Genomic DNA, 18,716 nt, shown 5'->3' with positions numbered 1-18,716 from the left:
TTGTGCGCAGCAGGCCATTCGGAAAGTAAAAGCCTATGCCGAACAAGGATACAGTTACGCGGTCGAAATTGACCTGTCCAAATACTTCAACACACTGAACCATGAGCTTCTTTTGAATCTGCTACGCAAACCAATCCAGGACAAACGTGTGATCGACCTGATCAAGAAGTACCTAAAAAGCGGAGTCATGGAGAAAGGGAGTCCGTCGCGCAACGGAAGAAGGTTCACCACAAGGTGGACCGTTGTCCCCGCTTTTGGCAAACGTCTATCTGAACGAGTTCGATCAAGAGATGGAAAGCCGAGGTGTGAGGGTCATCCGCTATGCGGATGACATCGTGGTGCTAGCGAAGAGCAAACGAGCAGCTATACGACTGCTAGAATCCAGCCAGACGTATTTGGAAGAGAAACTAAAACTCCAATTGAACACGCAGAAGAGCAAAGTCGTCAGTGTCGTGGCGAAGAAACACTTCAAATTCCTAGGATTTGCTTTGGGGAAGAACGCAAACGGCGTATACGTGCGCGTACACCGTCAATCCCTCGTTAAAGCAAAGAAGAAGCTAAAAGAGCTAACAAGTCGAAGTCAGGGCAAGAATGCACGGCAGGTCATGGAAAATGTGTAAGTCTACATTCGTGGCTGGATTGGATACTTCTATGTAGCAGACATGAAACGAATCCTACAAAGCTGGAATGAATGGCTACGAAAACGGATGCGCATGTACATTTGGAAACAGTGGAAGAAGCCTCGAACGAAGGTGCAAAACCTGCGAAAGTTAGGAGTACCGGAGTGGCAGGCTTACCAATGGGGGAACACAAGACTGGGCTACTGGCGGATAGCCGGAAGTGCAGTATTGAATCGCTCTGTAACAAACAAAAGGCTCGCACAGGCAGGGTACTATGACTTCCCTGCCCAGTACGAGCGCTTGCGTCAATTGCACTTAAACGGTTGAACCGCCGTATACCGAACGGTACGTACGGTGGTGTGAGAGGTCGGCTACTCAACTAATGAGTAGCCTCCTACTCGATTACGATCAGCATTATAGGGTGAAACTTCCGAATAGTGGCTGGCGAATCTACTCCCCAGAGTAAGGAAGTCTGTTGTGCGAATAGATCCTAAGGAAGCTGGAGGCACGGCTTAACAACTGAATTCAATGCAAGAATAAAGGGGTGAGTTTCCGTTAAATAATGGTTCAGATTATTTCTTTAATTTTTTTATAATTCAATTTGATTTACTACTTTCAATAATTCTTGAAGAATAGCATGTTAGAAGAAATCGTAATAAAATGGTCCTTAGAGATAATGTGGACCACTTTTCTTACTTCTCAATCAACATATGCAACGGCATTTCCATTTAGTTCTGTTATTCTAATTTTTCAAGTGAATAGGATTTTTTCAAGCGTTCGATAACTACATCTTTCTCTGCTGTAGCGTCTGCTTGAATTATTCGTATTAGATCACCATCTGGAGTGATAGAAGAAGAGCTAACTACAAAAGTGGAGTCGTATTTTTCTGCAGTATCAATAACAGAAGAATCAGATCTAATTGAAGTGTTATTTGAGTGAAGGGGAATGTGAATGTCTTCTTGTGGGATCATTGATATATCTACTGTTCCTTCAGGTCTTTCACCTGGAACAACATCGATGCTAAATCGATTTCTATTTAAAACATTTCTCTTCTAATATCTATTTAAAGAAAAACAGGCTGCCATCGTGGTAGCCTGTTTTTTTATTGTACTCACTCTTTTTTCATGAGCTATAGTATTCTTTGCTCTTGATATTGATAGTCTGTCGGAGATAATTTCCCTTCGTCTAGACTGAATTTAACAATAACATATCCTATAAATGTTCCCGGTGATACTTGAATTGGTATTTCGGCGACAATTCGATTATCCAAGAATCCGTACCTTATTATATTGCCCATAACAGGTTCATCAAACCAACTGACAACATCACTTTCATTAAATATAAAGGCTTTCCCTTTTCCAAGGATAGAAATAGAATAATCGCGGGTACTGTCTCCCTTTTTCAAATTCCATTTTACTACATCCTTAAGTTTATCTAATGGATCGGTGACTTCAATTTCTGAGAAGTCTCTCTTCAAAACGTGAATATTCGATTCACGAATACCTATACCTTCTCCAGTGGTCAGAACAATAATAACTTCATCTTCTTTGTCTACATCTACGTTTCCGACGAATATTTGCGGATAAAATGATGGATTCGTTATGTTAGTCCAATTAAATGTTTTATTTCGGCCATTTATTTCTACATTAATCGAGGAAAATATATCGCCTTCTTTATTTATACCATTGACAACGATCCCCTCGGTCTCATCTTGACTAAGCAATTCCTTATTTTCAGTAATTTCTTTTTCTGTTGCAGTCTCAGTTTGCTCGATTTCACTTGTGCTAACCTGAGAATTGCTTTCTTCAGCCTCTTTTGCACAACCCGACAGTAGCACCGCTCCAAGTGTAAAAACTAAGAAGATTTTCTTCATTATAAACCTCCATTTTTTAATGAATGAAGCCTGGAAATTGGATATTTTTAATAGTTTGAGCGCAGTCAGGTTCCTATCGGTTTTGTATTACCCTAAGTGTATGGACCTGGTGTTTCTATCTTTTATAACCATAACTACTACATAATTCTTTTCTTCAGCTTTTTTTAACCACCTTTGCGTTAGCCGGTAAGAATTATATCAAATTAAGGATATAGTTAAATAAGTGTCCGGAAAGAATACGAAATATTACTACTTCATAATATTGATTTCGATGAACATGTGTTTAGAGCTATAGTCTTCTTCTGATTGAGCTGATGTAGATTTTATTGACTATCGAGATCGTAAGAGGAGTAGCACCTAAAGCGCTAAAGTCATATAATTATAAAAACGCAATTAAGTTGGAATGAGTTATATAAAATAGCAAAAATATATTAGGAGAAATAAAGAGTAAGAAGTATTTAAAATACTTATTTGCAGAGACAGGTGAAAGGAAAAGGTCACCTTTTTACAGAATACTATAAATTACGAGCCAGCACCATTTGACTCCTGAAGAGGTGTCAAGGGGCAAGAACATGGTCCCATTAAAGTTGCTAATTTAGCGGCTTTTTTATTTTATCGGTACAAGTTCTTGTCCCAAGCCAAGGACAAGAACTTGTACCGATTACCGGAATTGACAAGAACATAGTCCGAATGCCGATTAGATGAATATCTAAATATTGTTCACATGCACTTAAAACTGCATTAAGTACCATAATAAATGAAATGTTCACATTGTTTAAGAACAACTTAAGCGATGAGAGGTTAAATACCAGCGGTTAGGTATTAAAGAAGCGTAATATTGTACTGAAACTTGCGGTTGAGGACAAGAACATGTTCCTATGCCCGATTAGTCATATATCTAATAGTTATTTACCGTTAATTCATTAAGCTAACGGGCAGGATAACGTAGTCATGAAACTAAGGTAGGGGTCGGGAACTTTTTATAACGATTTTATACCAATCATAAAGCATTGATTGGCAGTATACTTTTGGTTGTGTGTTCTATTATTGAAGGGAGTGTTGTGGTATGAAGAATATATATGCTCTTGTGCTTGTTACAGAGGAAGTTCAATTATAATCATAGAGGGAATTCCTCTGTGATATCAAATTCTGGAGGAATTTACTTATGAATATTGAGTTAAAGCAAGTATCACTAGAGAACTGGTACGATTGTACCAAGTTAAATGTAAAGTTAGAACAAAAAAGTGTTTTTCCAGCTCCTGTTGTTTATTGGATTGCAGAATCTAAATACGTTCATGATTTTGAATTGCGCGCAATATATTCGCAAGCGATACTAGTCGGTTTTACTGCCGACAACTCTGTGTCCGATCATTATTCTTTTACAACCATTTTGCCTCATAAAGTCAATTAATTCTCTCATTGCTTTTTTGCCGTAGCCATTCCCTTGATGGTTCTCATCAATCATGAGTGCTGGTATCCAATGGTTGCTGTCTTCGTCGGCGGTTTTACAAAAGGTGAAATCATACGTTTACTACAACTTAATTGAAGGTTCCTTAATGAAATTATTGTGGCTGTCAGTATTTTCTGGCAGCTATTGTTCAACTAACGGGAAACTATAACTTAAACATGATAAGGAGAAGGAGATAAAAGTGTTGATCCTTGTCTTATAACGGGCATTTTATAAGGGGGAGTTATTTTGTCTTACCCATTTGATTGTATAAGTGATTTTATGTTCTTTGAAACCGAGATAAAGAAGTCGGATGTAATATTAATACCTGGTGCAAGTCATTCTCAATTAATTGAAAGGGCTGCAATGTTATTTCACCATGGAATTGCGCCGTATATCTTGCCTTCAGGTGGTGCAACACCAAATGTAGAAACAACAGAATGGGAGTTTTTACGAAATATAGGGATATCACTAGGGGTACCTACTGAGGCAATCTTAAAAGAAGATAAAGCCACGAACACATTTGAAAATGCACGGCTATCTTTGGAGGTTTTACAACAACGAGGAGTTCAACCAAAGAATGTTGTCTTGGTCTGCAAAAATTACCATGCACGGAGAGCACTGCTTACTTATCAATTTGTATTTCCGAGGGACACGGAATTTTATGTAAGCCCAGTCATTGATAAGACAGGGACATCTAAAGAAAACTGGTTTCTTGATGAGAATAAAATAAGCTACGTAATGAATGAGCTTGAAAAGGTGGGCAAGTATTTCAGACCTGCTATTTATCGACTAGGGTCAGGCATTGAGTTAAGCTAACGGGCAGGATAGTTTAATAGCTTCACGAATAACCTTATTTGGCAAATCTGTTTACAATATAAACATTAAAGGGAGGATTTATATGGAGCAATTAACGTTTCATGAGTTACAGAGCTACTTAGCGCAAAAATACAAAGAAGGGCGCAATTCATCAGCTTTGTTTATGAAATTAGTAGAAGAAATTGGCGAGGTAGCAGAGGCGCTAAACCAGTTAGAAGGTCGAAAGGAAAATTTAGGGGATTCTTCTTTAGAAAAAGAGTTAGCTGATGTTATTCATTACGATAAACAGTATCGAGCAGATTGCCTTCTGGTTAAATTATAGCCCATATACATATGTACAAAATACGGGTTTTGTGAACATATAGTAAAAAAAGTTCTCAACAATTAGCTTTTTACAAGTAATTTTATTGCAGTCCTTTTATGTACTAATGTGACCAAATTAAATTACTTGTACGGGTTTTGTGAACATATAGTAAAAGATTACAGAAATAATCTCAACCCAATTCTTTTTACAAGTAATTTTATTGCAGTCCTTTTATGTACTAATGTGACCAAATTAAATTACTTACCTCGAGTTTCCTTTCATTTTATATAAATAAATATGACTTTTTTAATATATCATTATATTCTTTATGTTCTTCATGTTTAACTAAACATGGTCATTTCAAACGTTGCAGCTCATCAATGATCTGATCAAGTCGTTCCAGCATCAATTTATCGTTTTCCATTTTTCTTTTCATATTTACTTCAATGGCAACTACTTCGATGGTCAGTACTATAGCCATGAGGATTAATATAATCGACATGAAATCACTCCCGAATGATTTAATTATGTATCTTCTAAGTTAACACTATAAATGAAGCAACAGTTTCAACTCTTCAATGATTTTATCATCCGTAGATCTGCTTCATATTTCTGTACAAAAAAAACCGCATTTGTCATGCGGTTTTATTGTGAAAGCGTTATCTATCATTCTAAGTCGTTACTTGCAGCTTCATCTTCACGATGCGTATTATTCTGTTGAGCTCCTATGATTTCACTCAGTTGTGTTTGAAATTGATCCATAAGCTCTTTAATCTTAGCTGCCTGCGCTGATTCCGGATTAAGCTTGATTTCTTTTACAGCATCCGCCATAAGAAACAAAAGTTCCGGCTGCTCCTTCATTAAGCCTCGTAGATGGTGTCTTCCTGCTTCTTTTTCCGGACGCAGATGACGTCTACGCTCTTCCCAATGCTCGCCAGGTTGATCTTGAGCCTTCTTTCTATCTGCCAATACAGCTAAGCCTTCCTCGGTAATATGATACAGCTTCTTTCCATCTGTATCTGTATTTCTGATCAGCTTCATGTCTTCTAACAGCTGCAGATTAGGATATACGGATCCTGCACTGGGAACGTACAGACCACCTGTCTTTTCTTCCATCGCCTTAATTAACTGATAACCATGCATCGGCTCAGATACTAATAACTCCAGCAAAGCAAATTTGAATTCACCTCTCCCAAAGAAACGATGTCGGCCTTCCCCTCGTCCGCCTCGATGCTCTCCGCGTGAGCCTCCATGCCGGTGCTTTACATCATTACCTTCGAAATGACCTTCAACAAGAAAATCCCGGTGCCCTGCAAAATGTCTCCGCTTCCTGTGTCCGTCTTGAAACTTCATATGACATCCACTCCTCTTTAACGATATATCGTAATAATATAGCGATATATCGTTAATGTCAATCTGATTTTAGTTTTTCACCCTATATCTAGTGAGACCACTTGCCTATTTATCCATGTCATGTTAACTCATTCGTAAGTCCCCTGCTCCTTCGGAAATGTGTAAACAGGAAGTTATGAGAACTATTTTACGTTATATGTAAATGATTTCCTGTAAATATCATGATGGATTATGTTAAATTATCCAAGTGTTTAAAAACAACATAGAATGGGAGTTATGAAAGATGAAAAAGAACAAAACTTGGTTACTCGCTTTGGCATTAAGTGCGGTATTTACCGCGAGCACGCTCCTTCCTTCTGTTTCTCTTGCAGCAACAGTAGTCGAAGGCACAACAGAGACCAGCGAATCGAGTACGCCAAACCAAACCGATGATTCTGTAATTAGCGAGGACGAAGAAGTTGAATTAACCGCTGAACAGCTGGATTTTGAGAGTTATCTCGATCAGTTGCTTGCGATTGCACAGTACGAGGAAAAAGCTTTTGCTGCACTACCAAGTACGTTTTACATAACCTCTTCAAACCGTAAATCCTTGTTCCTGAAACTGAACAATACAGTGGTGCCTAATTATACAAAATATGTGTCACAGCTGAAGCAGATCAAGCCGGAAAATGCGGAGCTGCAAAAAATCCATAACAAATTAACTCGAGGAAGCTACAACCAGCTCGAAGGATACCTTCTGTATAAGCGTGCACTATCTAAATACACCATCAACCGTACCCTGCTTACCCAAGGTAATGCCAAGGTGAAAACGGGTCAAGAATTGATTGAGCAGTCCAAGCAAGAATTCGATGAATATGCTGAACAGCTGGGCTATGAATAAGGACGTTCTACTAATCAAATGATTTATCACACAAAAGAACGGTGATCTGATGAAGATCCCGTTCTTTTGGTGTAAATATCGATCATGGGTGTTGCACCTTATGGTGTAGGTGTTCCACCGTTGGCATTAATCGTCTCACCGGTAATATAGCTCGATTCCTGACTCGCGAGGAATACATAGGACGAAGCCATTTCAGCAGGCTGTCCCGCACGACCAAGCGGCGTGGTTGAACCAAATTCAGCGAGCTTCTCTGTCGGTTGACCGCCTACGATCTGAAGTGGAGTCCATACCGGTCCCGGCGCCACCACATTTACACGAATCCCTTTGCTTCCTACCTGCTGGGCCAACGCTTTGCTAAATGTATTAATCGCGGTCTTCGTTGTTGCGTAATCCAGCAATATTGGCGATGGTTTATAAGCTTGAATGGAGGAAGTGTTAATAATGGAGCTTCCCGGCTTCATATGCTTCACCGCCGCTTTGCACAGCCAGAACATGGAATACACATTTGTCTTAAAGGTTGCATCGAATTGCTCTGTTGTGAGATCCTCGATCTGCTCCACATATTGCTGCTTACCTGCGACATTCGCCAGGATATCGATCCCTCCCAGCTCTTTGACCGCACTTTCAATCAGCTTCACGCAGTAGGCTTCGTCCTTCAGATCACCAGGAATGGCGATGGCCTTCTGACCTGCCTCTTCAATCAGCTTCACAACTTCTTTGGCATCGGATTCCTCTTCAGGAAGATAAGACAGCACTACATCTGCCCCTTCGCGTGCATAAGCAATGGCTGCAGCACGTCCAATTCCGCTGTCTGCTCCTGTAACAACCGCTTTACGTCCTTTGAGACGTCCTGTTCCGCGATAGCTGGTCTCTCCGCAATCCGGAACAGGCTCCATCTTCGATTGAATACCCGGCTCAGGCTGCTTCTGCTTCCACTCTGGTGTAGCCTTCGGATACTGTGTCGTTGGATCCTGCATCATATATTGGTCTTGATTTGTCATGAATAGTACCTCCTTAAGTTACAGCATTAGGATATAGTAAAGGTGCAGCTCTCTTCTTTGTAACCTAAAATTTTCGTTTTAAAACCAAGTACTGGACGATCCTATGAAAAAGGTGAACGCCATAAAAAAACCATCCCCCCAGAGCAATTTCCAGTAAAGGATGGTTACCTAACGATATTCAGTTGGTTATGATGGATTAATGATGTAAATTATGGCCAGTGCTTTATTTGCGAGTTACCGTGTAGCCACGATCCTGCAGGAGCTTCACGATGCCGTCTTCACCTGCATAATGAGCTGCTCCTACGACGATAAAGTAATCTGCTTCATCTTCTGCAGTTAAATATCCTTCAATTTTGTCCGCCATCTTCAAATTACGGTCTACCAGCATACCGTTGTAGTACTCTTCATTCGCCTTCATGCTATTTGTAATTTCGAGCAGTGCCTCTTCGTCACCTAGCTTCCACATCTCCGCCATTTGATCGACAGAATCATCGACCAGATGGTAGTTATCTAGAACAGATTTCAAATTCTCCTCTTGCAGCTCACCTGAGAATCCGCTTAACAGCTCCAGCTGGGACTGATAGGATTCAAGCTCAATGATAGGCATTTTGCGTTCAATAGCTTTTTGCAGGAAATGAAGATCAATGCCGATCTCCCCTTGATACCCGGCTTCCATGGATTTAAGCTGTGACATCGTTATTTCAACAACCCATGGCTTATAGCCGTCTAACACATCTTTCTCCAGACCGTTCTCAGCAAGGATTTCGCCAAGCTGCTCATAGGTATTGCTGGAAATATGATCCTTTAGAGTCGTTCCATCCTGATACATTCCGAGATCCAGCATCATTTTCTGCATGGTTTCATCCTGTGCTTGGGTCAGGTCAATCTCTACGCCCATATACTCTGAATCCTCGAATGCAATCTCATAGGATGGGTCTAATGGATAGAAGCTGTCATCAGCAATATGCATTGATCCCACGAGGTACACTGTATTGTCCCCATTGCTTACTTCCCACAAGAAGCCCTTGCCTCCTGTAGTTAGAATGATCGTGCGGGTTGCAGGATCCCATTCTACCTTGTAGCCCATCTGCTCACTAACCACGCGTACAGGAACATAGGTAGTACCATTCACAATCTTTGTCTTCGCATTTACCGTTAGCTGTTCATTATCCACTAGTACGGTAATTGTTCCTGTCTTATCGGATTGAATGAGTGTTGCATTGAGTGCTTTGAGCAGATCCCCTTGAGGTGCATATGTAATTCCTCTTTCAATCAATGGCAGTCTGCTCGTAAAATCAATCTCATGTCCGTTCACTTCAATATCCGTGTCAGAAACAGCTGCCGCCGCAGGAACGACAGGAAGCACGAGCATGCTTGCGGATAATAGTACGGCAATAATGGATGATTTTTTCCTTCTCATCATAGGTTAGCTTCTCCTCTGAATCCATTTTAAAATGTATGTATTGCTTCAACCTACTTGATAAAACACTTGTTAAAAGAATTAACTGTTCATATCAATATACACACTATACACTCTGCTCTCTTCATCCGTCAACCATAATCTGGATTTTCAACTTTCCTAGATTTGGATCAACAAAAAAGAAGCACAGATTTGCTTCTGCGCCCTTTACGAGTACTATATTAGATTGAAGCCTGCCTTTGCGGCACTTGTAGCTACGATGTATCTCGAGATGCATTTCCTGCAACCATCATACTTGTCTTACGCATCTTCTCTTGTATTTACCATATTCTGACGAAGCAGTGGTATGGCCTCGAATAACGCTTCCTGCTGCGCTGGAGTAATCCCCTCCATAATACGGAGCTCTAAGGCTGTTATTTGCTGTCTGCACTCTAGATAGATGGCTTCACCAGATTCGGTGAGTTCAATTATTTTCTCCCGTTTATCTTTACCGGGGATCTGACGCACAATGTTCAGCTCCTGAAGTCGATGTACTCTTCTTGTAATCGTCGGTTTCTCCACCTGATAGTACGCTGAAATAGCAATAAGCGTGTCTGGTCCATTGTTTTTCAAATAATAAATCACCTGCCATAAAGAATACGAGAGCTCGTAACTGCTCATCAAATCATTGAGCTTCGTAATAATAGGCCGATATAGACCAAGATAACGCTGAAAAAATCCTTCCATACTTCTCACTCCTGCATCGTTATTATATCCTGATCTAGAGCTTCGCTCTGTTAAATTCCTGGTCAAACTTCATCATGCACAGCTGGTGCAGCAGCGTCATATGATTCTTCTCTGATCGAATCCAGCCTACCTGCATAGCAGGAGTTTCAATCGGCTTGATTTCAATTAAAGCATACTGATCTGATAACCATTTCCGCTGACCAAAGAATGAAAAATCATGACCGATCGTGACCGCCATATTTTCCTCAAGCGCCGTTCTGATCGCCTCCCCATTATTGGTTTGGAATAGAATCGGCAATTCACCATAATTGGCCTGATGTTCTGCGAGAAAATCGTCAACAAATACATCGTTGAACAGGGCAAATGAATATTTGACCAAATCTTTGGGATGAATCGATTTATGCTTTGCGATATCTGAATTTTTGTTCGCACAAATGACAAATTTTCCTTGAACGATCGGTTCAAATACAAGTCCTGCGAGCTGTTCGATGTCCTTCTTGTACATCGCGATGAGACCCAGCCCGACACGATTCAGCTTGATTTCCTCCAGAATGAGGTTTGAGGTATTCTCTTCAATATTAATTTGAACCAAGGGATAATCTTGTTTGATAGCCGCAAGACAACGAACCAGTACAGGCATTACACCTGGAAAGGCAGCGACATTCAGCTCACCACTGATTCGATTGCTCTCGAAGCGGGACAGCTCCTTAATTTCGTCTATGGTCTGAATTGCCTCCATCGCTTTATTCAGTATCCTTCTGCCTTCCTCCGTGACTTCAGCTCCCGCGTATGAACGTTTAAAAAGGGTCAATCCGAGTTCCTCCTCTAATTTGGAGACGGATTGAGATAGTGCAGATTGGGTGATATGCAGCTGATGGGCAGCAGCCGAGAAGGAACCGGATTTCGCAATTTCAACGATATATTCTAGCTGTTCAATATTCATTTGATGCTCCTTTACTATTAGCCATACTAATAGGGTTATTACAAACGTTAATTATATCTTATTATGTAACTCAAGGTATAATCAAATTGTAATCGTTATCAATATTTATGATTGATTGTTAAGGGGATGACTCATATGAAAGCAGCTGTATTCTATGATATTAAAGATGTACGCCTTGAAGAGAGAGAAATTCCTGCAACACCTGCAGGCAAGGTTAAAGTAAAAGTGAAGTTTGCAGGTATATGCGGCAGTGACCTTCATGCTTATCACCATGGGATTGGAGTTCAGACAGGTACTCCTCACCCGATATCCGGTGAAATGGCTCCGCTTACGCTCGGTCATGAATTCTCTGGAGTGATTGAGGAAATCGGTGCAGAAGTCACAGGTTATAACGTCGGGGATCGAGTGGCCATCGAACCGCTGATCTATTGCGGCCAATGTGAGAATTGCAGAAAAGGAAACTACAATCAGTGTAATCAATTCGGATTTATCGGCCTAAATGCGGATGGAGGGTTCGCTGAATATGTGCTCGTCGAGGCTTACATGCTTCATAAGCTGAACGATCAGGTATCGTTCGAGGAAGGTGCGCTCGTTGAACCTACGGCAGTCGCTCTACATGCAGTACGTCAAAGCAAGTTGAAGGTAGGAAATAATGTTGCTGTATTCGGAGCTGGACCTATTGGACTTCTTACGATCTTGTCTGCCAAATCCGCAGGAGCTGCGCGCATCTATGCTATCGACGTATCCGATGAACGCTTGGAGCTGGCTGCCTCTTTAGGCGCTGTACCAATTAACAGCTTAAAGGATAATCCGGTAGATATCATCAATGATGCCGGAGGGGTTGAAGTCGCTTATGAAGCAGCCGGTGTTCAACCGACATTCAACAGTGCCCTATCCGTTGTCAAAAAGGGCGGCGAGGTCATGGTCATCGCTGCGTTTGCGCAGAATCCAACTGTAGATATGATGCAGCTCATGTCTAAGGAAGCAAATATCACGTCTATCCTTGCCTATCGTCATATCTTCCATGAAGTGATTTCGCTCATTGCTGAAGGAAAGTTAGATGTGAAGAAAGTCATCACGAAGAAGATTACACTGGATCAGATTATTGAGGATGGACTTGAGCTATTGGTGAGAGACAAGAGCCAGGCCAAAATATTGGTCGAAATTGTGTAATTTAGTTGCCAATTGTTATTCTAGATTCGAAGACCCTCCGCACCAATGTGCGAAGGGTCTTCTTTGTTTTTGGTCTATCTCCATGCGCTGATCCGTTCTGTCACAAGCCATTTGCAGGATTGAGCACGACCAGAGAGCCGCTAAGAATGCCAACCGGTAATTCGGCACCAGGCGGTTGCTGCTCTTTGAAGCTTGCGTAGAAAATGGCATATTCGACCATACTTATTATACAGAAAAAATGTAGTGAAGGAGGATGACAACATGCCCATGTGGCTTCTATATTCCATATTGTCTGCTATTACCGCTGCCCTTGTTGCGATCTTTGGCAAGATAGGATTAGAGAACATCGATTCTAATTCAGCCACCGCCATTCGTTCCGTCATCATGGCATTATTTTTAATCGGTGTTATTGCTGTACAAGGTAAATTTGCTGAAGTTGGTGAAATACTGACACAGAAAAAAGCACTGAGCTTCATCGTTCTTAGCGGGGTAGCTGGAGCGTTATCCTGGTTGTTTTATTTTCTGGCTCTCAAGTACGGCAAGGTGTCTCAGGTGGGTCCAATTGATAAATTTAGCGTTGTAATTGCAGTCATTCTTGCGGTTGTCTTTTTGGGTGAAAAAATATCTTGGCTAAATGGTATAGGGGTCGCACTCATCGCGCTCGGGGCTATCCTTGTTGCAATCAAGTAAACACCGGGCAGGACATATCCACCAATTCTGCATTTTTGGATCACAAGATAGGCAGGCGTATCACACTTAAATGATGGCTTGACTATATGCTGTAGCATGATCCCATATGGTGTTATGGATTAGATCCTAACTTGGAGGTGTAGTGCATGGCTGCATTGGCGGAGCTGAAAGCCAGGTCTGCAGCATACCTCGTCGGGTTACTGCCCGCTGTGAAGCTTGCAGCGGAGAAGCTGATTGAGCGTTGCTATGCGGAAGGTGTGGAAATAAGACTTACGGCAGGCTACAGAAGTGCAGCTGAGCAGCAGCGTCTGTACGAGCAAGGCAGAACCAAGCCTGGCCCCATTGTCACAAATGCTAAACCAGGCCAGTCCAATCATAACTACGGGCTTGCCATTGATTTTGTTCTTGTCAAGAGCGGCTATAACATGAATGCCGATGATGACCATGATGGTATCTCTGACTGGGCGGAGGTCGTTGCTGAGGCGAAGCTGCTGGGGTTCAGCTGGGGCGGTGACTGGACTTCATTCAAAGACTATCCGCACTTCGAGATGATGTTTGGACTGAGCCTTTCTCAGCTGCAGGCAGGAATGAGGCCGACCTGGCAGCAGCAGCAAGCTGTAATCAGCAGAATTCAGAGATTGGAGGAATCAGATGAGATGTCAAAAGTGGAGGAGCTTCTTCAGAAGGACAAAGAAAAGTCAGCGATTATAGCTGCTCTTGAACAGCGAATCATTGCGCTTGAACGGAGAGTGAACATATCCCAGAACCAAACGCCTCCGGATGCTTATCATGCAGCGTTGCAGGCAGCCAAGACTGCAGGAGCGATGAGCACATCCAATGACAAAGATCTCTCAGGTCTTAAGACGATTCAAATTCTATATAACATGGGGCTGTTCGATCCGGCGTTCACCCGATTTATTCACAGTTTAAAGCAAGCAGGAGAGTAACAACTGCCATCATATAAGGTACTTCATAAACTTTAAATACAATATGGTCGCTATTATTCAAAAAAAGTAAGCAGTGGAGAACATTGTTCTCCACTGCTTTTTTGCTTCATTACAGTATTTCGGACACATGCTGTGCTTTAAGGTCTAATTGCTCAGAGGATTGAGAAATGTTGGTGAATTCATCAATCGTTACTTGAAGCTGCTGCCGGCTCTGATCTATGTATTCCTGTACTGATCTGGTTCCTTTTGATATATTAATGATTTCATTGGACATTCCTTTAATGCTGTCGCGAATTTCGTAGATCGAATCCTGCACCATTAACGACAGATTCTTCACTTCCTTGGCGACAACATCAAATCCTCTGCCGTATTCCCCTGCATGTGCTGCCTCGATCGCAGCGTTAAGGGCAAGAAGCTGTGTCTGTGAGGCAATGTCCCGAATCGTTTGAACAATCCCTTGCACAGCATGTGATTGCTGTTCCAGCTCACCTAATATGTTCATATTGTCTTTGGATACTTCATCTACCGTTGAAAGACTGTTCAGCAGCTCCGAGCTTCTATTTATACCCTCTGCAGCTCTATTATTCAGGCTGGAGGACATGTCTTGCAGCTCCTCAACGAATTGAACCACCTCATTTTGCCGGTTCGTAATGTTGGTCGCTATTTTGTATACCCCAATGATGTTATTCCCTTCTTCATCATAGATAGGCATATAGGTAGCTTCAAGCCACACTGTATTATTCTGTGCATCCTTTCTCTCAATCTTATCTTGAAAGCTATGCCCATCGAGTATATTGGCCCAGAAGGACTCATACTCTGGACTCGAAGAGAAGGACGAGAAGCAGAACTGATGATGATACATTCCATAGATTTGCTCTATTGCATAACCCATCGTTTCGGCAAAACGTTCGTTTACATAAATGACCTGCCGTTCAAGGTTGAATCCGATGATGGCCAGGTTCTGGTTAAAAGCCCTTAGCACCGCCGTTGAATCAATAGCAGGGATGGGTTCCAATTGTGTATTCATTAATGCAAAAGCCTCCGTATATTTATAATATGGCCTCAAGAAAAAGGATGGAAACCATAAAGTCGTATGGAATTAACCCGATTTATGAGAATAGTCCTATTACTTATATACTACCGAGTGAAATGTTTGAATCACTATTTGTCGAATTGTTGTTATTTTATTAAATAGAAGATCGATTCTCTCGATAATCACTTGGGGTTAGGCCGTAATGCTTCTTAAACAGTCTGCTGAAATATTTTACATCCTCATAACCGATTAGCAGTGCGATTTCGCTAAGTTTAGCAGGAGATACGGATAACAGCTCCTCTGCTTTTTTCATCCTTAGTTCAGTGACAAATTCAACAAAGGATCTGCCCGTCACCTTCTTAAACAGTTCACTAAGATGACCAGGATGCAGATGCAGATGATTCGCTACATGCTGAAGATTCACCTCTCTGAGTGATACCGATTCCATGAATGCTTTTGCTCGATCCACATGGGATTCTGGACCTTGACTGACTTGAGCATGATAGCTGGACATGATGGCATGAAGATAGCGGAACAGCGCTGCTTCCGGAATAAATCCATTTCCCTCTGCCTCTAAGCTCGACTCGATATGGACCTCTCCGTCGGAGCCGAGCATTCGAACTGTCCTGTCCATCCATCGATGTCCCGCCACAGCAGCAGACCGTAAACAAGCCATTGCCGTTTCGAAGGTACATTCCGGATCCATGATCAAATTCTCATATAACTGTGCGGTCCATACTTTGAGAGCGACAGGATCGTTGTCTAGTAGAATGACGCCCAGCTGGTTCTCTTCTTCTGGACTGATAATGTTTTTCCCACCTCTCCGGTGTTCAATGTCGAGGTACTTGATTATCTTATCAGGCAGGAGAGGTAAATACCGCAGAGCACAGGCAGCTTCTTCGTAGCTCACATGCGCATTTTCTAAATTCGCTACAGAGCTTCCCGCTGCCATTCGTATCGAGCATTTAAGCAAGCTCTCTGCTCTTTCAAGTAGTCTTGACCATGATCCGTAACGAGGTAAATCTTGAGCATCATCAGCAGGGATAAGGCAGACCAAGGTTTGTTGATGAATCAAATAGATACAGCTAGGTACGAGATCCTGTAGTAGATTTCGAAGGGCAAATAACAGAAGTCTTGATGAATAGTTGGGTCCATTCCATCCACTGGCTTCCCATATAAGCACCTTACAGCCTGAACTGAAATGATTAATTGTCTTGTCCCCAGACAAACCGTTTGCTAAGAACTCGATCGTTCCCTCTGTCACTTCCCCATGAACAATCCACTGTACCCATTTTCGTTCGAATTCCTCACGGGCCTGCAATACATCCCTTCCCTTCTCAGCCCAGCGTTCCGTAATCCGGCGTTTAGCCTCAAGAACGGTGCGGATAATATCCTCAGGAGGACTTGTTTTGAGCAGATAATCCGTTACCCCCTGCCGAATGGCGGTTTGAGCATATGAAAAATCATCATACCCAGACAAGATAATCACTTCCAGGTCAGGCAGAATCGTTTTCGCTCGTTCACATAGCTGAAGTCCAGAGATTCCATTCATTCGTATATCGGTCATTAGAATACTCGGACACTCTTGTTCGATTCGCTGAAGAGCTTCTTCTCCAGAAGCAGCAGGCTGAAGCAGCTCAAGTCCAAGCTCACACCAGGATATAACTTGGGCTAATCCTTCTCTGATAATTTCTTCATCGTCAACAATGAGTACTCTCATATCGTCTCCTCCATCATCGGCAGGGTAAAAGCAATTCGGGTTCCTCCGCCTTCCCTGCTGTCAATTTCAAGATGAGCTTCAGGACCGTAATGCAGCAGAAGACGCTCGTTCACATTTCTTAGTCCGTAACTGCCCTCCTTCACACGAACATGTAACGATTCATGCCCATTTGCAGGGGTTTCTATCATTCTGCGGACGTCTTCTAAGCGATTCATCGACATGCCAGCCCCATCATCTAAGATTAGAAAGCTCATCCGATTCTGCGCTTTCCGAACCATAATCAGGATTGAGCCCGGTCCGTCCTTCTTGTTAAGGCCATGAATCATCGCATTCTCGATCAATGGCTGCAGGAGCAGCTTAAGCATCCATTTATTCTCCAGCTCTGGATCAACCATATATTCGATCTTAAACTTGTCAGGATAACGAATATTCTGCACCCGGACATATTGGTGGATGTGGTCTATTTCTTGGGAGACAGGGCAATACTCCTGCCCATGATTCAAGCTTAAACGCAAAAATTGGCTCAGCCCCTCCACCATATCAGCAATTCGCTTCTCTTTGGCCATCAGTGAAATCCAGTGGATCGATGCTAATGTGTTGTATAGAAAATGAGGATTGATCTGTGCTTGAAGCGCTTGCATATCGGCTTCTTTTTTACGTGCTTCCTCACGGATCAGATCCTGCTTGAGCTGTTCAATATGTGCTCCGAGCAGGTTATAGCTCTGTCCGAGCTTACCGATCTCATCTTCGGTTGTAACTCTGAAATGGGGGAGCGGCTCGTGAGGATTAATCCGATATAAATGACGTGTAAGAAGCAGCAAAGGTCGAGTAATTCTGCGCACAGTCGCCCAGACTAAGCACGCGCTGATCAGAACCGAGATTGCAACCGCAACCGCTGTAATGGTTAAGATATAACGGTTCTCTTCACGATATTGGTCATAGGGAATAGAGCCGATCAGTGTCCATCCCGTAGAAGGCTCTCGCACGTACATGACCGTCTTCTTCTCCTTCTTCTCTCCGTACACCGCCGACCCGCTTGTTCCTTGATTCAGCATCGTTAGAAGTCCTGGATATTGATCTTCGATTCGTATCCCTAATCGGGTCTTGTCAGGAGAAGATAGAATCACACCGTTAGAATCAATGAGTTCGATTCTACCGTTCCCACTCGCGAACTCTTTTTCAGCAAGCCGATGAGAAATTTCTTTCTCACTCAAGCTGATGGACAGCCATCCAAGATGCTTATAATCATGAATACTTCTTATGGGCCTGGTCAGGGTCATCACATACTGTTCTCCAGCGTAATTTACAATTCGGTATACAGGAGACCAGTGTTTTTGTCTAATTTCGGTTAATGCTCCCTCAGGTATATCCGCTTCATACCAGTTTGCTGTCGTCAAATCGGCAGAGAATTGTTCGGGCTGAATCACAATATTGGCTATATATGATTTGGAGGCGGCAAGGTTGGTCATTCTGCCTATAATCTCCCGCCTCTCTTCCTCTTGATCCTCGTCCTGCACCAGATAATCTTGGATATCTCGCTCACCAATCAAATAGATGGATAAATTGTCTACATCCTGAAGCATAAATTTTAAATTTGCTTCCAGCTGTTTGAGATAGTCAATACCGGACAGCGTGGCCTTCTCTTCCGAAATGCGTGCCGCTGTATCAAAGGCAAATAAACCAAGCACCACGAGGGGTACAATGATCGAACCAGCAATGAGCACGGACAGCTTACGCTGTAATGATGATCGTAGCCAGCTCCTCAAG

Annotated in this window: 20 protein-coding genes; 9 read left to right on the top strand and 11 right to left on the bottom strand. The window is 42.3% G+C overall.

Translation table 11 applies throughout. The features are described from left to right. The first annotated feature begins 242 nt into the window (after window positions 1–242). Together ACFSVM_RS09675 and ACFSVM_RS09670 are read left to right on the top strand one after the other, a co-directional pair. Complete coding sequence (locus ACFSVM_RS09675) at window positions 243–620, top strand: reverse transcriptase domain-containing protein (RefSeq protein ID WP_218639267.1); 378 nt, start codon at window positions 243–245, stop codon at window positions 618–620. 42 nt (window positions 621–662) lie between these two features. Next, window positions 663–947 (top strand): hypothetical protein, encoded by a 285-nt coding sequence (locus ACFSVM_RS09670; protein ID WP_218639264.1) that lies wholly within the window; start codon window positions 663–665, stop codon window positions 945–947. A 410-nt stretch (window positions 948–1,357) separates the two neighbouring features. Here ACFSVM_RS09670 and ACFSVM_RS09665 read toward each other — a convergent pair whose 3' ends face one another. Both ACFSVM_RS09665 and ACFSVM_RS09660 read right to left on the bottom strand, forming a co-directional pair. After that, the gene (locus ACFSVM_RS09665; protein WP_143757796.1) at window positions 1,358–1,591 is read right to left on the bottom strand and encodes a hypothetical protein; all 234 of its coding nucleotides are present in this window, start codon (window positions 1,589–1,591) and stop codon (window positions 1,358–1,360) included. A 158-nt stretch (window positions 1,592–1,749) separates the two neighbouring features. Continuing rightward, window positions 1,750–2,493, bottom strand: a complete 744-nt coding sequence (locus tag ACFSVM_RS09660; protein ID WP_076315261.1) for a hypothetical protein — start codon at window positions 2,491–2,493, stop codon at window positions 1,750–1,752. A 1,165-nt stretch (window positions 2,494–3,658) separates the two neighbouring features. Here ACFSVM_RS09660 and ACFSVM_RS09655 point away from each other — a divergent pair. The 3 genes from ACFSVM_RS09655 (at window position 3,659) to ACFSVM_RS09645 (ending at window position 5,081) form a co-directional block, all read left to right on the top strand. Continuing rightward, the gene (locus ACFSVM_RS09655; protein WP_256703041.1) at window positions 3,659–3,904 is read left to right on the top strand and encodes a hypothetical protein; all 246 of its coding nucleotides are present in this window, start codon (window positions 3,659–3,661) and stop codon (window positions 3,902–3,904) included. Window positions 3,905–4,189: 285 nt separating this feature from the next. Then, window positions 4,190–4,759, top strand: coding sequence for a YdcF family protein (locus ACFSVM_RS09650; RefSeq protein WP_076315260.1), 570 nt, complete (start codon window positions 4,190–4,192; stop codon window positions 4,757–4,759). Window positions 4,760–4,841: 82 nt separating this feature from the next. Then, window positions 4,842–5,081: a MazG nucleotide pyrophosphohydrolase domain-containing protein gene (locus ACFSVM_RS09645; RefSeq protein ID WP_379261735.1), complete on the top strand. Its 240-nt coding sequence runs from the start codon at window positions 4,842–4,844 to the stop codon at window positions 5,079–5,081. Window positions 5,082–5,418: 337 nt separating this feature from the next. Here the strand turns inward: ACFSVM_RS09645 and ACFSVM_RS09640 are convergent, their stop codons facing one another. Continuing rightward, on the bottom strand, window positions 5,419–5,565 hold the full coding sequence (locus ACFSVM_RS09640; RefSeq protein ID WP_179085595.1) for a hypothetical protein: 147 nt from the start codon (window positions 5,563–5,565) through the stop codon (window positions 5,419–5,421). Between the two features lie 164 nt (window positions 5,566–5,729). Beyond that, complete coding sequence (locus tag ACFSVM_RS09635; RefSeq protein ID WP_379261732.1) at window positions 5,730–6,416, bottom strand: PadR family transcriptional regulator; 687 nt, start codon at window positions 6,414–6,416, stop codon at window positions 5,730–5,732. Between the two features lie 283 nt (window positions 6,417–6,699). Here ACFSVM_RS09635 and ACFSVM_RS09630 point away from each other — a divergent pair, with 283 nt between their 5' ends. Further along, entirely contained in the window at window positions 6,700–7,296 is a 597-nt protein-coding gene (locus tag ACFSVM_RS09630) for a hypothetical protein (RefSeq protein ID WP_379261730.1), read from the top strand. A 98-nt stretch (window positions 7,297–7,394) separates the two neighbouring features. Here the strand turns inward: ACFSVM_RS09630 and ACFSVM_RS09625 are convergent, their stop codons facing one another. From ACFSVM_RS09625 to ACFSVM_RS09610, 4 genes are all read right to left on the bottom strand, one after another. After that, on the bottom strand, window positions 7,395–8,297 hold the full coding sequence (locus tag ACFSVM_RS09625; protein ID WP_076315257.1) for an SDR family oxidoreductase: 903 nt from the start codon (window positions 8,295–8,297) through the stop codon (window positions 7,395–7,397). A gap of 223 nt (window positions 8,298–8,520) precedes the next feature. After that, the gene (locus ACFSVM_RS09620) at window positions 8,521–9,720 is read right to left on the bottom strand and encodes a TraB/GumN family protein (protein WP_379261728.1); all 1,200 of its coding nucleotides are present in this window, start codon (window positions 9,718–9,720) and stop codon (window positions 8,521–8,523) included. Between the two features lie 297 nt (window positions 9,721–10,017). Further along, window positions 10,018–10,443, bottom strand: a complete 426-nt coding sequence (locus ACFSVM_RS09615; RefSeq protein WP_076315256.1) for a MarR family winged helix-turn-helix transcriptional regulator — start codon at window positions 10,441–10,443, stop codon at window positions 10,018–10,020. 34 nt (window positions 10,444–10,477) lie between these two features. After that, window positions 10,478–11,386: a LysR family transcriptional regulator gene (locus ACFSVM_RS09610; RefSeq protein ID WP_379261725.1), complete on the bottom strand. Its 909-nt coding sequence runs from the start codon at window positions 11,384–11,386 to the stop codon at window positions 10,478–10,480. Window positions 11,387–11,521: 135 nt separating this feature from the next. Between ACFSVM_RS09610 and ACFSVM_RS09605 the strand changes: the two genes are divergently transcribed. The 3 genes from ACFSVM_RS09605 to ACFSVM_RS09595 all read left to right on the top strand — a co-directional run bounded on the left by ACFSVM_RS09605 (window position 11,522) and on the right by ACFSVM_RS09595 (window position 14,196). Beyond that, complete coding sequence (locus tag ACFSVM_RS09605) at window positions 11,522–12,559, top strand: 2,3-butanediol dehydrogenase (protein ID WP_379261723.1); 1,038 nt, start codon at window positions 11,522–11,524, stop codon at window positions 12,557–12,559. A 261-nt stretch (window positions 12,560–12,820) separates the two neighbouring features. Then, window positions 12,821–13,249 carry an EamA family transporter gene (locus ACFSVM_RS09600; protein WP_379261722.1) on the top strand — a complete coding sequence of 143 codons (429 nt, stop codon included), beginning with the start codon at window positions 12,821–12,823 and terminating at the stop codon, window positions 13,247–13,249. Between the two features lie 146 nt (window positions 13,250–13,395). Beyond that, the gene (locus ACFSVM_RS09595) at window positions 13,396–14,196 is read left to right on the top strand and encodes a M15 family metallopeptidase (protein ID WP_379261720.1); all 801 of its coding nucleotides are present in this window, start codon (window positions 13,396–13,398) and stop codon (window positions 14,194–14,196) included. Window positions 14,197–14,305: 109 nt separating this feature from the next. On the opposite strand, the gene ACFSVM_RS09590 is transcribed toward ACFSVM_RS09595, so the two are convergent. From ACFSVM_RS09590 to ACFSVM_RS09580, 3 genes are all read right to left on the bottom strand, one after another. Next, entirely contained in the window at window positions 14,306–15,223 is a 918-nt protein-coding gene (locus tag ACFSVM_RS09590; RefSeq protein ID WP_379261718.1) for a methyl-accepting chemotaxis protein, read from the bottom strand. 160 nt (window positions 15,224–15,383) lie between these two features. After that, window positions 15,384–16,949 carry a helix-turn-helix domain-containing protein gene (locus tag ACFSVM_RS09585; protein ID WP_379261716.1) on the bottom strand — a complete coding sequence of 522 codons (1,566 nt, stop codon included), beginning with the start codon at window positions 16,947–16,949 and terminating at the stop codon, window positions 15,384–15,386. Further along, the gene (locus ACFSVM_RS09580) at window positions 16,946–18,715 is read right to left on the bottom strand and encodes a sensor histidine kinase (RefSeq protein WP_379261714.1); all 1,770 of its coding nucleotides are present in this window, start codon (window positions 18,713–18,715) and stop codon (window positions 16,946–16,948) included. The genes ACFSVM_RS09585 and ACFSVM_RS09580 overlap by 4 nt, the downstream gene beginning before the upstream one ends. Between the last annotated feature and the right edge of the window lies 1 nt (window position 18,716).

Source organism: Paenibacillus shunpengii, assembly GCF_042684905.1.
GTDB classification, from domain to species: Bacteria; Bacillota; Bacilli; order Paenibacillales; family Paenibacillaceae; genus Paenibacillus; species Paenibacillus shunpengii.
Note: the sequence above shows the minus strand (reverse complement) of the source record. Positions and strands in the feature narration are given on the sequence as shown.

Excerpts from the sequence above, each read along its gene's own strand:
- ACFSVM_RS09620 (WP_379261728.1), bottom strand. The coding sequence starts at position 9,720 with ATGATGAGAAGGAAAAAATCATCCATTATTGCCGTACTATTATCCGCA.
- ACFSVM_RS09630 (WP_379261730.1), top strand. The coding sequence starts at position 6,700 with ATGAAAAAGAACAAAACTTGGTTACTCGCTTTGGCATTAAGTGCGGTA.
- ACFSVM_RS09665 (WP_143757796.1), bottom strand. The coding sequence starts at position 1,591 with ATGATCCCACAAGAAGACATTCACATTCCCCTTCACTCAAATAACACT.
- ACFSVM_RS09670 (WP_218639264.1), top strand. The coding sequence starts at position 663 with ATGAAACGAATCCTACAAAGCTGGAATGAATGGCTACGAAAACGGATG.
- ACFSVM_RS09605 (WP_379261723.1), top strand. The coding sequence starts at position 11,522 with ATGAAAGCAGCTGTATTCTATGATATTAAAGATGTACGCCTTGAAGAG.
- ACFSVM_RS09645 (WP_379261735.1), top strand. The coding sequence starts at position 4,842 with ATGGAGCAATTAACGTTTCATGAGTTACAGAGCTACTTAGCGCAAAAA.
- ACFSVM_RS09595 (WP_379261720.1), top strand. The coding sequence starts at position 13,396 with ATGGCTGCATTGGCGGAGCTGAAAGCCAGGTCTGCAGCATACCTCGTC.
- ACFSVM_RS09635 (WP_379261732.1), bottom strand. The coding sequence starts at position 6,416 with ATGAAGTTTCAAGACGGACACAGGAAGCGGAGACATTTTGCAGGGCAC.
- ACFSVM_RS09655 (WP_256703041.1), top strand. The coding sequence starts at position 3,659 with ATGAATATTGAGTTAAAGCAAGTATCACTAGAGAACTGGTACGATTGT.
- ACFSVM_RS09590 (WP_379261718.1), bottom strand. The coding sequence starts at position 15,223 with ATGAATACACAATTGGAACCCATCCCTGCTATTGATTCAACGGCGGTG.
- ACFSVM_RS09660 (WP_076315261.1), bottom strand. The coding sequence starts at position 2,493 with ATGAAGAAAATCTTCTTAGTTTTTACACTTGGAGCGGTGCTACTGTCG.
- ACFSVM_RS09610 (WP_379261725.1), bottom strand. The coding sequence starts at position 11,386 with ATGAATATTGAACAGCTAGAATATATCGTTGAAATTGCGAAATCCGGT.
- ACFSVM_RS09600 (WP_379261722.1), top strand. The coding sequence starts at position 12,821 with ATGCCCATGTGGCTTCTATATTCCATATTGTCTGCTATTACCGCTGCC.
- ACFSVM_RS09625 (WP_076315257.1), bottom strand. The coding sequence starts at position 8,297 with ATGACAAATCAAGACCAATATATGATGCAGGATCCAACGACACAGTAT.
- ACFSVM_RS09640 (WP_179085595.1), bottom strand. The coding sequence starts at position 5,565 with ATGTCGATTATATTAATCCTCATGGCTATAGTACTGACCATCGAAGTA.
- ACFSVM_RS09615 (WP_076315256.1), bottom strand. The coding sequence starts at position 10,443 with ATGGAAGGATTTTTTCAGCGTTATCTTGGTCTATATCGGCCTATTATT.
- ACFSVM_RS09585 (WP_379261716.1), bottom strand. The coding sequence starts at position 16,949 with ATGAGAGTACTCATTGTTGACGATGAAGAAATTATCAGAGAAGGATTA.